Here is a 14,707-nt window from a genome sequence, read left to right as displayed (position 1 = left end):
GCGGAAATCTCTCGCCTACACCCGCAGCGGCATCAGCACATACTGCACGCCCGGATCGCCCGGATCGAGCACGAGAGTCGGCGAGGCCGGGTCGGCGAAGCGGAAGGCGGCGTTTTCGCCGGTGATCTGGCCGGCGACGTCCAGCAGGTAGCGGGCGTTGAAGCCGATTTCGAAGGGCTCGTCGGAATAGCCGATTTCGACCTCTTCCTCGGCCTGGCCCGCTTCCATGTTGCGCACGGTCAGCTTCACCCGGTCGTTGTCGAAGGCCAGTTTCACCGACCGGCTCTTTTCCGCCGAGATGGTGGCGACGCGGTCGACGGCCTTGGCGAACAGGGCGTTGTCGATGTCGGCCTGTTTGTCATTGCCCTTGGGAATGACGCGCAGATAGTCGGGGAAGGCGCCGTCGATGACCTTGGACGTCAGGGACGCCTCGCCCATCTGGAAGCGGATCTTCTGGGCCGAGACAGTGATCTCGACCGGGCCGGCGGCGTCGTCCAGCAGGCGGCGGACCTGATCGATGGTCTTGCGCGGCACGATGACGCCGGGGCCGCCGGCCGCGCCTTCGGGCGCCGGGGTCTCGGCCAGGGCCAGGCGGTGGCCGTCGGTGGCCACGGCGCGCAGCAGGGCGACGCCGGCCTCGGCCACCGTGTGCAGATACAGGCCGTTCAGATAATAGCGGGTCTCTTCGGTCGAGACGGCGAACCGGGTCTTGTCGATCAGCCGCGCCAGGTCTTCCTTGGGCATGACATAGGAGGCGCCGGCGCTGTCGGTGGACATGATCGGGAAGTCGCCCGCCGGCAGGACCGGCAGATTGAAGCGCGACCGGCCGGCCGAGACCACCAGGCGGGGATCGTCGCCCGAATAGAGCAGCGACACCTCGGCGCCTTCCGGCAGCTTGCGCACGATTTCGTACAGGGTGTGGGCGGGGGCGGTGATCTGGCCCTCGACGTTCACCGTCGCCTCGGCCTCGTCCACCATCTCCATGTCCAGATCGGTGGCCGCGAAGGCCAACCGGTCCCGGCCCGCGCTGAGCAGGACGTTGGACAGGATCGGGATCGTGTTTCGGCGTTCGACGACGCTCTGCACATGGCCCAGGGCCTTAAGGAGCGCGGATCGTTCGATGGTCAGTTGCATGTCGTCTCGCCCGGATGCGGCGACTCAGGCTGGAGCGCCGCGATAGAGGGCCTTGGACACTAGCGGATTGGGCGCAAGGAGCAAGGAAGGCGACGGAAGCCGTTCACAGATTTCTCCCTCCCCGCATGGGGAGGGGGAATGTTCAGCCCCGCAGCTTGCGGGTCAGGGCCTCGACGTCGCGGGCGATCTGGTCGTCCTGGGCCATCAGCTCCTCGATCTTGCGCACGCCGTGCAGGACGGTGGTGTGATCGCGACCGCCGAAACGACGGCCGATGTCGGGATAGGAGCGGGTCGTGTGCTGCTTGCACAGATACATGGCCATCTGGCGCGGCCGGGCCACCGAACGGGTGCGGCGCTCGCTCAACAGGTCGGCCTGTTTCAGGTTGAAGTGGTCGGCCACCGTCTTCTGGATCTCGTCCACGGTGATGCGACGTTCCGGTCCGCCCCGCAGGGCGGCGCCCAGCAGGATCGAGGCCTCGTCCACCGAGACGGTCGCCAGACGCGAACCGGCGGCGGCGGCCAGGGTGTTCACGGCGCCCTCAAGCTCGCGCATCGAGCCCGGCGTGCGGTCCACCAGCTGGGCCAGCACCTCGGGCGCGGCCTCGCCTTGGACGACGCCCAGGGCCGACAGGGCCTTCAGACGGTTCTGGGCCACAGCGATCTTCAGCTCGCGGTCGCCCGCCTCGACCGGGCAGGTCAGGCCGGCGGCCAGGTGGCTGCGCAGCCGGGGCTCGACCTCGGTCAGGGCCATCGGCGCGCGGTCGGCCGAGAAGACGATCCGTTTGCCGTCCTCGATCAGGGCGGTCAGGGTCGACAGCAGTTCTTCCTGGGTCGAGGTCTTGCCGCCGACGAACTGGACGTCGTCCAGCAGCAGCATGTCGGCCGAGCGCAGGCTTTCCTTGAAGGCGGCGGTCGAGCGGTCCTGCATCGCCTTGACGAAGGTGGACAGGAAGCGTTCGGCGGTCAGATAGACCACCTTGGCCTCGGGCCGCAGGCGCTGGGCCTCCCAGGCGATGGCGTTCAGCAGGTGGGTCTTGCCGTAGCCGTAGGGGCCGCAGAAGAAGACCGGGTTGAAATGGCCGTCGGCCCAGCTGGCCACCTGTTTGGCGATGGCCAGGGCGAAGGCGTTGCCTTGGCCCTCCACGAAGCTGTCGAAGGTCAGGCGGTCCTGAAGGCCGGCGGCGCGCACGGCGCGGGCGCCGTCGGCGATGGGGGGCACGGTCGGGCTGGCGAAGGCCGCCAGACGCGGGGTGGCGTCCAGGATATTGCCTGCGATCACGGCCGAGGCCGGAGGGGCCGAGCCCACCTCGGCGCGGCAGCGCACGTCCAGGCGGCGGTTCAGGCCGTCCAGGCCCAGCCACAGCTCGTTCATGCGACGCAGGGCGTTCTTGCGGACCCAGTCTCGGGCATAGGCGGTGGGGGTGACCAGGATCAGCTGCCCGGAGGAATCCACGCGAACGGCGGAAGGGGCGATGTAGGACGAGAAGGGGCCGTCGCCGATCTCGGCGCGCAGGCGCACCGAGGCCTCATTCCAGATGCGATCCGGATCCGTCATGTTCGATCCGTTCACGCCGCCTGCCATCGCCGTCGCACCCCCAACCATTTTTTCGCCACCCGATTCAAAAAACCATTCGACCTTCGGCACTTCAGGGCGATGGTTCAGGGACGACTTCTCCTGCGCCGAAAAGCGATGCTTTTCGGTCGGGGCCGAGCTCCTGGACAGACATCTCCCGCCAACGCGAAACTATCGTCCCGCGCCGTCTTCATCCGTGTTGGGATGGAAGTGCGTTAGAGGCCAAAACTTACGCTGCGAGCCGGTTGGGTCAACGCTGATTCGTTGGTCGATTCGCAGTTAAATTGTTTGACTCCGTCAAACGCTAATCCTGCTTGAGAAATTCGCCTTCCGGCCGCCCCGAAGTCCGTATTCCTGCGTAGAGAGGGTTAACGGCCAAACGCAAAACGGCGAAGGAGCATACGCCCCTTCGCCGTTGAAAAGTCTGCAAAATCCCGTAACGGAACAGCGACAGCCATTCCGTGTCCGGGAAATCCGTTAAAGGATTTAGGCTGCCGACAGCTTCTTCAGCTGGGCGGCCAGACGCGACACCTTGCGCGAGCCGGTATTCTTGTGAACGACGCCCTTGGAGACGGCGCGCATCAGCTCGGATTGGGCTTCCACGAAGGCGGTCTTGGCGACCGTGGCGTCGCCGCCGGCCAGAGCTTCTTGGAACTTGCGCAGATAGGTGCGGACGCGCGAACGGCGCGCCTTGTTCACTTCGGTCCGCGCTTCGATCTTGCGGATCGCCTTGCGGGCGCCGGGGTTGTTAGCCATTTCAAACCTTCGAACGGAAAACGCCGCGGAGCACACGTCCACGGCGCGGAAATCTCAAGAGGGCGGGCCTATAGCCGAAAGCCCGGGGGTGGTCAACGCGCAGTTCCGACAAAGGTCAGGTGAGGTGCAGCCCGCACCGGGTCGATAAACCTTATTCAACCAAAACATGGCAGCTTCCGATCAGATCGGAAGCCGTATGCCTATAAAAGCCGCAGCCCTTGCCCTCGCCCTCGTCCTGTCGGCGTTTTTCGTACAGGACGTCTCAGCTCAGCCTGCGGCGCAATCGCGGACGCCCCTTCAACTGGCCGAGGCTGTCGAACGGCGGGCCGGGACGACGGATTTCAAGGCGCTTGAGGCTTTCGGCCGCGAGGCGATACGCCGTAACGACCGCGAAGGTCTGCAACGCCTCTATCATGTCACCTGGATATTTCTGAACCAGGGCGAGTTCGATACGGCCAGGATCTGGAACGACCGGCTCATGGAAGGCGCGCGTCACCAGGGCTCGCGCCGCTACATCCAGATCGCCCGGCTGAACGCCTTGGCCCTGCGGTACGACCAGGGCGAGACGGCCGCCGCCGACGAGATGCACCGGCTCGCGTCGATGGAGCCCGACTGGTTCGCGCGCACGCACGCCACCCGACTGTGGGCGCTGGCCCTGATGGATCGCGATCAGATCGGGGAAGGGTTAAAGCTGTTGACCGACGCCGACGCCTTGATCCCCGAGGGCGACGCCTATGCGCGGATTGCGCAGGCGGGCCTGTGGGAAATGACCGGCATCGGCCTGATGAGGCTGAACGACATCGATGGGGCCACCGCCGCCTTCGGGCGGTTCGAGATCGACTTCGCCAATCCGGACTACCCCCGGCCGGACTTCGACGCCGTCTACAATCTGGCCCGGCTATCGACCCAATTGGGCGATGTCGAACAGGCGAAGCGCCTGTATCAGGTGCATCACCGGCTGACGCTGCGCGCAGGCCTGCCCAGCCTGGCGGTCTATGACGCTCGCCTGTGCGCCATGGTGGCCCAGGCTGCAGAGGCGCCGCGGGACGTGCTGCGATGTCTGGCTCCCTATGGCGAGAACCTGGGGGACGCCTCCTTCCTGGCGAGACAATTGCTGCCGGCTCGCGCCATCGCTCGCGCCCAGACCGGACAGATCGAGGCTGCGCGGCGCGACCTGACGCAAATCCGCCGTCGCATCACTGTAGACCGCTACCGAGAGGAAGCGCGGCTGGAGGTGGCGCATGCCGAGGCCGAGATCCTGTTCGCCGAGGGCCGGGCTGCGGAAGCCTACGCCAAGCTTCGCGCCTACAACAACGCCGAGCGCGTCGCCGAGGCCCGCGTCTTCAGCGGAGGGATCCGCCAGGTCACCGGCGACATGCAGCACAAGCTGACCGAACGTCGCGCCCAGTTGGAGACCGCGCGCTCGAATACAAGATTGCAGGGCTTGATCCTGACCATCGCCGCAATCTTCATCCTGTCGGCTTTGGCCGCCCTGTTGTGGATGGGAAGCCAGGCCCGGGACCTGCGCATCGCCCGTCGCCGCGCGGAAGAAGCCAGCCGGTCCAAGTCGGAATTCCTGGCGAATATGAGCCACGAGATCCGCACGCCCCTGAACGGGGTCGTGGCCATGGCCGACTCCTTGTCGCGCGCCGGGCTGGAGCCGCGTGAACGCGAGATGGTCGAAGTAATCCGGTCCTCGGCCGTGACCTTGGAACGGCTGCTGTCCGACATTCTGGACACGTCCAAGATCGAGGCGGGCCAGATCGTTCTGGAACGGTCGGTCTTTGATCTGGGCGACACGGTCCGCGGCGCGGCGGCCCTCTACCGGCCGCGCGCCGACGAAAAGGGCGTCGCCCTGCGGGTCGAGGTCGAGCCGACCATCGAAGGCGCCGTTGAGGGCGACGTGGTCCGGGTGCGCCAGGTTCTGTCGAACCTGATCTCCAACGCCTTGAAGTTCACCGAAACGGGATCCGTCGTCGTCGCGGCTGTCGCGGTGGGTGAAGATCGGGCTCGATTCACGGTGAGCGATACCGGCTGCGGCTTTGATGCAGAACAGAAGGGCCGGATCTTCAATCGCTTCCAACAGGCCGACGGCTCCATTACCCGCCGGTTCGGCGGCACGGGCCTGGGCCTGGCCATTTCGCGAGACCTGGTCGAACTGATGGGCGGCCTGCTGGATTGCGACGGACGACCGGGCGCGGGCGCCGACTTCTGGTTCGAAATCCCTCTGACCAGGACCGGGAGCGTCCAGTCGCCCTCCGCGCCCGCCGGCCCGGGCGAGGGCGACAAGGACGAGACGGATGCGCGCGCCTTCCCGGCGCGGATCCTGCTGGCCGACGATCATCCGGCCAACCGCAAGGTCGTCGAGATCCTGCTGACCGACATGCCGACTGAACTGGTGGTGGTGGAGGACGGGCGGCAGGCCGTGGAGGCCTTCCGAAAGGGCGGCTTCGACCTGGTGCTGATGGACATGCAGATGCCGGTGATGGACGGCCTGACCGCCACCGCCGCCATTCGCGCCCTGGAGGCCGGGGAAAACCGCGCGCGCGCGCCGATCATCATGCTGACCGCCAACGCCCTGCCGGACCATGTGGAAGCGGGACGGGTTGCGGGCGCGGACGGCCACCTGTCCAAGCCGATCACCCTGGTCGGTCTGCTTGACGGCGTGGCTGCGGCCCTGGCGGCGGCTGAACGGCGGGAAAACCCCGTCGCTGCTTGAGGGGGCGTCGCTTAAGGAGGCGTCGCTTAGAGGTCAGGCGCGGAAGTCGGCGGGTTTCAGCCCGTGGCGCTGCAGCTTGTCGTACAGGGTCTTGCGCGGTATCCGCATCTCCTCCAGCACCGCGACGATGTCGCCCCTATGAGTCTGCAGCGCGCCGCGCAGCAGTTCGCCCTCGAACCGATGCAGCCGGTCCGGCAGGCTCAGATCGGCCTCGGCGCCGCCGGACCCCTCGTCCAGACCCAGGACGACCCGCTCGGCGAAATGGGCCAGTTCGCGGATGTTGCCGGGCCAGTCCTCTTCCAGCAGACGGCGGCGGACGCCGTCGGTCACGCTCGGCGGCTCGACGCCGTGGCGGTCTGCGGCGCGACGCAGGAAATGGGCGAACAGCAGGGGGATGTCCTCGCGCCGCTCACGCAGCGGCGGCACACGCAGCCGCACCACGTTCAGGCGATAATAGAGGTCTTCTCGGAAATCGCCGCGTCGCGCCGCCTCGCTGAGGTCGATCTTGGCCGAGGCGAGGATGCGCAGGTCCAGCACCCTGGGCTCGTTGGCGCCGATCGGGTGGATCTCCCGCTCCTCCAGCACCCGCAGCATCTTGACCTGGACCGCCAGGGGCATGCTCTCGACCTCGTCGAGAAACAGCGAGCCGTTGTGGGCGCGTTCGACATGCCCCACCCGCCGCCGCATGGCCCCGGCGAAGGCGCCCAGTTCATGCCCGAACAGTTCGCTCTCGATCAGGCCGTCGGGCAGGGCGCCGCAGTTGACGGCGACGAAGGGCGCCAGCCGGCGCCGGCCCCCGTTGTGCAGGGCGCGCGCGACCGCCTCCTTGCCCACCCCGGTCTCGCCTTCGATCAACACGTCCATTCGGGCGTCGGCGATCTGGGCGATGGTGGCCCGCAGCGCCGTAATGGCGCGCGACGATCCGGCCAGCGGCAGTTCATGTCCGCCTTCGGCGGCCATGGCGACCAGGCGGCGGTTCTCCAGCACCAGACTGCGCTTCTCCAGCGCCCGGTTTAGGCTGTCCTGCAGCCGTTCGAAGGGAAAAGGCTTGGCCACGAAGTCATAGGCCCCGTCGTGCATGGCGGCCACGGCGTCGGCGATGTCGCCGTGGCCGGTGATCATGATGACCGGCAGACTCGGGTCCATCGCCTGCAGCCGCGTCAGCAACTGGCGACCATCCATGCCGGGCATCCGCAGGTCGGTGACGACCACGCCGGGGAAGTCGGCGTCCAGCGCCTTCAGGGCGGGCTCTGCCGCCGTGAAGGCGCGCACCTCCAGCCCTTCCAGGGTCAGGCGTTCGACCAGGGCCTGGCGGAAGTCGGCGTCGTCCTCGATCAAGGCGACGGTCTGCGGCAGGAGCGGGCGCATCAAGCGGCCTTCAGGACGGCGACGAAGGTCGCGCCCCGTTCGGCGGGGACCAGATCCAGCTCGCCCCCGAAACTGGCGACGATATCGCGGCAGATGACCAGCCCCAGGCCCAGACCGTTGGCGCGGGTGGTGATGAAGGGCGTGAACAGCTGACGCGCCACATCGGGCGCCACGCCGGGCCCGTTGTCGGCGAAGATCAGCCGCACCCGCTCGCCGTCGCGCGCCACGGTCAGGGTCAGGCGGGCGTCGGTCTGGCCCTCCATGGCCTCGGCGGCGTTCTTGATCAGATTGACGATGACCTGTTCCAGCCGGAACTGGTCGGCGCGGACCTGCACGTCGCCGTCGCCGATCCGCTCCAGTCTGACCCCGCGTTCCTCCACCCGCCCGCGCGTCAGTTGCAGTCCGCCCTGGATGGCGTCCTCCAGCCGGATTTCATCGATGGTCGGCGTGGCCTTGCGTGAGAACAGCCGCAGATCCTGTGTGATGGCGCCGATCCGGTGGGTCAGTTCGCCGATGCGCTGAAGCACGTCTCCGGCCTTGTCGGTCTGGTCGCGGCTCAGCAACAGGTTTGCGGTCTCTGCATAGGTCCGGATGGCGGCGACGGGCTGGTTGATCTCGTGCGCCACGCTGGCGACGATCTGGCCCAGGGCGGCCAGTTTGCTGGCCTGCACCAGTTCATCGCGCAGCAGTTCCCGCGTGGCCTCGGCGCGACGTCGTTCCTCGATCTGGCGGTTCAGGGCTCGATTGGCGTTGCGCAGTTCGCGGGTGCGTTCGTTGATGCGGCGCTCCAGCTCCAGCCGGCCTTCTTCCTCCGCCTGAGCCTTGGCGCGGGCCAGATGACGCCGGCGCAGCAGCACGGCCACGCCCAAGGCCAGCAGGCTGGTGATAAACAGGGCCAGGCCCCGCGCCCCCGCCACCGCCGCCCCGATCACCCCTCGTTCGGGCGTCAGCAAATGCAGGGTCCAGCCGGGCGCGGCCGTATCCGTCTCCGAATGCACCCATGTCTGCGGACGGCCGTCGCCGACGGCCGTCCGCACGAGCCGGGGTCGGTCGCCGTCCGGCGTTTGGAAGGGCAGGGGGGACAGGGCGCCGGGGCGGAGAGTGAGGTCGGTCAGGCTGAGGCGCCGTCGCCGCTCGTCCATCGGTTCGGTCGTGCGGAAGCGCCATTCCGGGATGCTGGTGACCAGGACGACGCCGCCGGGATCCGCCACCCAAGCCGGCTCGCCCGAGCCGCGCCATTCGGCCTCCAGGGCGTCGAACTCGACCTTCAGCACAACCACCCCCAGGGGCGCGCCGTCCGCGGAGTCCACGCGGCGCGACAGATAAAGGCCGGGTCGGCCGCTACGGGTGCCCAGAGCGTAGAACTCGCCTTCGGCGTCGTGCATCGCATTGATGAAATAGGGCCGGAACTCGTAGCGCGAACCGACGAAACTGGTCGAGGCTCGCCAGTTGCTGGACGCCAGGGTCAGGCCCTGGGCGTCCAGCACATAGATGACGGCGGCGCGGGTCTGGGTCGCCAGCCGCTCCAGCTTGCGGTCCACCCCGTTCACGGCCTGGGCGCTGGGCGTGGTCAGCAGGGCGGCCACATCGGGATCGCCGGCCAGGACGATGGGGATGGCGCGCTGCTTGTCCAGTTCGCTGCGCAGCACTGCAGCGTGCAGGGCGGCGCCGGCCGTCGCCTGGCGTTCCAGTTCGCCGGTCGCATCGCGCCGGGCGGCCTCGCCCGCGACGCCCGCAAGTACGGCGCTGATCGCCAGCCAGCCAAGCGTCAGCAGAATCCAGGGCTGCCGAGCGATACTCGAAAGTCCTTCGATATTCAGGCGCGGCGAAGAGCGGGTCATGGGGTCATCTGTGCGATATTTCGCACGAATAGGCTATCGTCTTGTGCGCCTGACCGCACTGTCGATCCCGATTCTGGGAAGATAGTGGAGATATTCCACTGAAAAAACAGTTTTCTAGACTGTCCGTCGAAGGAGTTTGGAAGCGGCTTCACCCTGCCGGACACTGGACCTCGGAGCCTCGCCACAGAGTGGGGCCCGTCGAGGAAACCGCGGGATGGTCCCGCAGTGACAGGAGCCTTCCGTGATCGCGCTTCCCTCCACCGCAGAACCGACCGTGCGTCGGCCCTTTTACCGGCATCTGTATTTCCAGGTTCTGACCGCCATCGTGGCCGGTGCGATCATCGGCCATTTCTGGCCCAGCTTCGGCGAAAGCCTCAAGCCGCTGGGCGACGCCTTCATCAAACTGGTGAAGATGATCATCGCCCCGGTCATCTTCCTGACCATCGTCACCGGCATCGCCGGCATGAGCGACCTCGGTCGCGTGGGCCGCGTCGCGGCCAAGGCCTTCGCCTATTTTCTGACCTTCTCGACCCTGGCCCTGATCGTCGGCCTGATCATCGCCAACCTGGTCCAGCCGGGACGCGGCCTGAACATCGACCCGGCGACCCTGGATGTCGGCGCCGTCGCCAAATATTCGGAACAGGCGCACGAGACGACCATCACCGGCTTCCTGATGGGCATCATCCCGGACACGATGGTTTCGGCCTTCTCCGAGGGCAATATCCTGCAGGTGCTGTTCGTCTCGGTGCTGTTCGGCCTGGCCTTGGCCCTGGTCGGCGATGTGGGCAAGCCGGTGCTGAGCTTCCTGGAATCGATCAGCCACGCCTTCTTCAAGCTGGTGGCCATCCTGATGAAGGCCGCGCCCATCGGGGCCTTCGGCGCCTTCGCCTTCACCATCGGCAAATATGGGATCGGCTCCATCGCCAATCTGGCCGCGCTGGTCGCCACCTTCTACCTCACCGCCATCATCTTCGTGGTCGGCATCCTGGGCCTGGTCGCCTGGGCCAACGGCTTCAACATCCTGAAGCTGATCCGCTATCTGAAGGAGGAACTGCTGCTGGTCCTGGGCACCTCCTCGTCGGAAGCCGCCCTGCCGTCGTTGCTCAGCAAGATGGAACGCGCCGGCGCCTCCAAGTCGGTCGTCGGCCTGGTCGTCCCGACCGGCTATTCGTTCAATCTGGACGGCACCAACATCTACATGACCATGGCGGCCCTGTTCATCGCCCAGGCCCTGAACATCGAGCTGACCCTGCAGCAACAGATCCTGCTTCTGCTGGTCGCCATGCTGTCCTCCAAGGGGGCGGCCGGCATCACCGGCGCCGGCTTCATCACCCTGGCGGCGACCCTGTCGGTGGTTCCTACCGTTCCGGTGGCTGGCATGGCGCTGATCCTGGGCATCGACCGGTTCATGAGCGAGTGCCGGGCCCTGACCAACTTCATCGGCAACGCCGTGGCCACCATCGTCGTCGCCCGATGGGAGGGCGAACTGGACCGGGACGCCTTGCACGCGGCCTTGAACGGTCCGTCACAGCCGATCGCGGCCCAGCCCGATCCGGCGGCCGGCCCCGGTGACAAAGACCTGGTCACCGCCGACTGAGTTCCTTCCTGCAACAGGCGCCGTCGCGAAAGCGCGGCGCCTGTACTGCATCCGGCGCCTTGCCCAACGCTGATACGCATTTCTGCTTATAGCCGTTTGGGCCTTCCTTAACAGTCGCACCCTATGAGTGTTATTCATGATTATTCACCGCTCCCTCGCGGCGGGTGTCGGCCTTGCCGCGCTCGCCACCTCCGCCTTCGCCCAGTCGTCGACGCCGACGGCTGAAGAAATCGCCGCCCTGCGGGCCCAGGTGCAGGCGCTGTCCGCGCGCCTCGAACAGCTTGAGGCCCAGTCGCAGGTCCAGGCTCAGGCGACTGTCGCCGCGCCCGCTGCCGCTGGAACGCCGGCTCCGGTCCCCGTCGACGCGCCGCGCCCGGTCGTCCAGGCGGCCAGCGCGCCCTCCAGCGTCGATTGGTCGAGCGGCCTTCCCGAAATGCGCAGTCCGGACGGCGGCTTCACCTTCAAGCCACGCATCCGCGTCACCGCCGATCTGTCCAACACCTTTGGCTCGGAATTCGACGGCCGCAACCTGACCACCACCGAACTGCGCGGCCTGCGTCTCGGCGCCCAGGGCAAGACCCCCGGCGGCTTCACCTACTGGATCGAAGGCGACATCGCCGATAACGCGATCAGCGTCGCCAACGCCTTCATGGCCTATAACCGCAAGCTGGGCGGTCGCGACCTGGAGATCTCCGCCGGCCAGCGCCTGAACGACCGCGGCGTCGAGGGCGGCACGGCCGAAGACGTCACCCCCTTCCTGGAACGCAGCCTGATGGTCTCGACCATCGGCCCCGAGCGCGGCGCCTATGGCGTCGGCCTGTCGTCCAAACTGACCGGCAGCGTCTGGCACGCCTCGCTATCGGTGACCGGCGACGCCATCAGCACCGGCACGGCCAACGACTCCGTCACCCTGATGGGCCGCACCCACTGGTCGCCGTTCAAGACCGACGCCGGCTTCCTGCATCTCGGCGCTTGGGGCTTTGTCGAGGATCTGACGCCCAATGCTTCGATCGCGGCGCGCAGCCTGGTCGTCTCGTCGCGCGGCAACGACAACCTGCGTCTCTCGGGCGGAACCTACGCCGATCCCAAGGGCAGCAAGGGGCTGGGGCTGGAACTGGGCGGCGTGCACCGTTCGGGCTGGCTGATGGCCGAAGGCGGCAAGCGCGTCGTCGAGACCGCCGCGCGCGACTTCGATCAGGACGCCTACAGCATCTCCGCCGGCTTCTTCATCACCGGCGAGAAGCCGCCCCTCTCGCCCCGCACCGGCACATGGGGCCGTCCCAAGGTGCTGAACCCGCTGGGCGCCGACGGCTATGGCGCGGTCGAGATCGTCGGTCGCTACGACACCGCCGACTACAGCGACAACCCGACCGGCGGCGAAGGCGACACCTGGTTGCTGGGCGTCAACTGGTATCCCACGAACACCACCCGCGTCTCCGCCCACTGGAGCGCCTGGTCGGTCGATAACCGCACTGGAACCTTCGTCGGCGACGACAGCGGCAACACCGCCACCGTCCGCGTCCAAACCGCCTTCTAGACTTGAAACTTGCCCGGAACGGTCCGCCGTTCCGGGTTGCGCCCTAAAGCCGCCGAGATGATCGCATGAACCCGAAGAACATTCCGATGCAGCGGAAACTGGCGATCGCCTTTGCTCTTCTGCTGACCGTCGCGGCCGCCATGATCGGGGCGGTCTTCTTCCAATTGTCGGCGATGAAGACGGCGGCTGAACTGAACGCCGAGAGCAAGTCGATCATCGACCACACCCATGTGGCCGAGAAGGGCTTCATCCGCCTGAACTCACAGATGCGGGGCGTTCTGCTGACCGGGAACGCCGACTATCTCGAGGTTTACCGCAAGGGCTGGGAACAGTTCGAAGCCTCGGTCGCCGCTCTGGGCGCCGCCAACCTGACGTCGGATGAGAAGGCGCTTGTCCAGAAAGCCCAGGCCGACGCCGCCGCCTGGCGCACCGAGTTCGGCACGCCGCTGACCGAGGCGGCGCTGGACCCCGCCCGTATCGAGGCCGCGCGTCGCGTGGTGATCGATTCCGGCGACCGGGTGCGCGTCACCCACATCACCAAGGCCATCACCGAAATCCGCGATATGGAGATCGAGCGGATGAACGTGCGCGACGCCGAACAGGCGTCGGCGATCACCGCCTCCTTCATCGCCCTGGCGGTCGGGGGACTGATCCTGGTCGCCGCCGCCGTCTTCCTGGGCGTGCAACTGTCCATCCTGATGGTGGCGCCCGTCCGCCGCATGACCGGCGCCATGTCGGTCATGGCCAACGGCAAGCTGGACGTCGCCATCCCCGACACCGACCGCAAGGACGAGGTCGGCGCCATGGCCCAGGCCATGCAGATCTTCCGCGACAATAGCCTGCGCGCCAAGGCGCTGGAGCTCGAAACGGAAACGATGCGCGACGAGTCGGAAGTCGAGCGTCGGCGTCGCGAAGCCGCCGCCGCGCAGGAAGCGGCCGAGAATGCGGTCGTGATCGGAAGCCTGGGCAAGGGGCTGTCCGCCCTGGCGGACGGCGATCTGGTCTATCGCATCGACGCGCCCTTCCCGGCGCGCAGCGAAATCCTGAAAACCGATTTCAACCGGTCGATCTCCCGTCTGGAGGAGACGGTCACCGGCGTGCTCGGCTCGGTCCGCGGCATCGACTCCGGCGCAGGCGAGATCAGCCAGGCCTCCGACGACCTGTCGCGCCGCACCGAACAACAGGCCGCCAGCCTGGAAGAAACGGCTGCGGCCCTGGACGAGATCACGGTCACGGTCCGCAAGACCGCCGAGGGCGCCACCCAGGCCGCCACGGTCACCAGCGGCGCCCGCCAGAGCGCCGAGGCCTCGGGCGCGGTCGTGATGAACGCCGTCCAGGCCATGCAGAAGATCGAGGACGGCTCGCGCCAGATCAGCCAGATCGTCGGCGTGATCGACGAGATCGCCTTCCAGACCAATCTGCTGGCCCTGAACGCCGGGGTCGAGGCGGCGCGGGCCGGCGAGAGCGGACGCGGCTTTGCGGTGGTCGCCTCTGAAGTGCGGGCCCTGGCCCAGCGTTCGGCCGAGGCCGCCAAGGAGATCAAGACCCTGATCAACAGTTCGGGCGCCGAGGTCGAGAACGGCGTGCGCCTGGTCAGCGAGGCCGGTTCGGCCCTGCAGGCCATCGCGTCCCAGGTCAATGACATCAGCAATCTGGTGGTCGAGATCGCCGCCTCCGCCAAGGAGCAGGCGACCGGCCTTCACGAGATCAATGTCGCCGTGAACCAGATGGACCAGGTCACTCAGCAAAATGCCGCGATGGTCGAACAGGCGACGGCGGCCAGCAACGCCCTGCGCCAGGAGACCGCCGAACTTTCGGCCCAGGTTTCCTTCTTCCAGGTCTCGGGCGGAAAGCCGGCCTCAGTCGCGCCCGCAGCCCCGTCCGCGCGCTCTGCGCCCCGCCCGGCCCCGCGTGCGGAACAGCGCGTGGTCAAGGTCGCCAACGGCCGCGACATGACGGTCGGTTCGAACGACGACGGCTGGGAAGAATTCTGATCAGAAGGGGGCGGGACCAAGGTTCCGCCCCGTCCTGTCATCGGACGAGCAAGACCCGAGTCCAACCCTGTTGAACGCGCCGTCGATCCGTTTCCGTCGCGCAAGTTCAGGCTGTGTGGGGTGCATGCAACGCTTTCCAAAACGTCATGAATTCCGCCGCTTTCCAGCCATGTTTTTCACGCCCAAAG

9 protein-coding genes are annotated in these 14,707 nt (G+C 67.2%); 4 read left to right on the top strand and 5 right to left on the bottom strand.

Features of this window, described 5'->3' with window-relative positions:
* Positions 1-15: 15 nt before the first annotated feature.
* The 3 genes from dnaN to rpsT form a co-directional block, all read right to left on the bottom strand.
* A complete protein-coding gene (gene dnaN, locus GGR11_RS08265) occupies positions 16-1,134 on the bottom strand; it encodes a DNA polymerase III subunit beta (protein ID WP_183196221.1) in 1,119 nt (372 codons plus the stop codon).
* Positions 1,135-1,276: 142 nt separating this feature from the next.
* Complete coding sequence (gene dnaA, locus GGR11_RS08260) at positions 1,277-2,737, bottom strand: chromosomal replication initiator protein DnaA (RefSeq protein WP_425485666.1); 1,461 nt, start codon at positions 2,735-2,737, stop codon at positions 1,277-1,279.
* A gap of 456 nt (positions 2,738-3,193) precedes the next feature.
* Complete coding sequence (rpsT, locus tag GGR11_RS08255) at positions 3,194-3,463, bottom strand: 30S ribosomal protein S20 (protein WP_183196220.1); 270 nt, start codon at positions 3,461-3,463, stop codon at positions 3,194-3,196.
* Positions 3,464-3,659: 196 nt separating this feature from the next.
* On the opposite strand from rpsT, the gene GGR11_RS08250 reads away from it, so the two are divergent.
* Positions 3,660-6,182, top strand: a complete 2,523-nt coding sequence (locus GGR11_RS08250) for an ATP-binding protein (protein WP_246331610.1) — start codon at positions 3,660-3,662, stop codon at positions 6,180-6,182.
* 33 nt (positions 6,183-6,215) lie between these two features.
* Here GGR11_RS08250 and GGR11_RS08245 read toward each other — a convergent pair whose 3' ends face one another.
* Both GGR11_RS08245 and GGR11_RS08240 read right to left on the bottom strand, forming a co-directional pair.
* Positions 6,216-7,550 carry a sigma-54-dependent transcriptional regulator gene (locus GGR11_RS08245; RefSeq protein WP_183196218.1) on the bottom strand — a complete coding sequence of 445 codons (1,335 nt, stop codon included), beginning with the start codon at positions 7,548-7,550 and terminating at the stop codon, positions 6,216-6,218.
* Positions 7,550-9,391 carry a sensor histidine kinase gene (locus tag GGR11_RS08240; RefSeq protein ID WP_246331608.1) on the bottom strand — a complete coding sequence of 614 codons (1,842 nt, stop codon included), beginning with the start codon at positions 9,389-9,391 and terminating at the stop codon, positions 7,550-7,552. Before GGR11_RS08240 ends, GGR11_RS08245 begins: the two co-directional genes overlap by 1 nt.
* Positions 9,392-9,632: 241 nt before the next feature.
* On the opposite strand from GGR11_RS08240, the gene GGR11_RS08235 reads away from it, so the two are divergent.
* The 3 genes from GGR11_RS08235 to GGR11_RS08225 all read left to right on the top strand — a co-directional run bounded on the left by GGR11_RS08235 (position 9,633) and on the right by GGR11_RS08225 (position 14,519).
* On the top strand, positions 9,633-10,988 hold the full coding sequence (locus GGR11_RS08235) for a dicarboxylate/amino acid:cation symporter (RefSeq protein WP_183196217.1): 1,356 nt from the start codon (positions 9,633-9,635) through the stop codon (positions 10,986-10,988).
* Positions 10,989-11,124: 136 nt separating this feature from the next.
* Positions 11,125-12,525, top strand: coding sequence for an OprO/OprP family phosphate-selective porin (locus tag GGR11_RS08230; RefSeq protein WP_183196216.1), 1,401 nt, complete (start codon positions 11,125-11,127; stop codon positions 12,523-12,525).
* Between the two features lie 65 nt (positions 12,526-12,590).
* The gene (locus GGR11_RS08225; protein ID WP_183196215.1) at positions 12,591-14,519 is read left to right on the top strand and encodes a methyl-accepting chemotaxis protein; all 1,929 of its coding nucleotides are present in this window, start codon (positions 12,591-12,593) and stop codon (positions 14,517-14,519) included.
* Positions 14,520-14,707 lie beyond the last annotated feature (188 nt).

It is taken from the genome of Brevundimonas mediterranea (assembly GCF_014196125.1).
Lineage (GTDB): Bacteria > Pseudomonadota > Alphaproteobacteria > Caulobacterales > Caulobacteraceae > Brevundimonas > Brevundimonas mediterranea.
The sequence above is the reverse complement of the archived record's forward strand: the minus strand, read 5'-3'. Positions and strand labels throughout refer to the sequence as shown.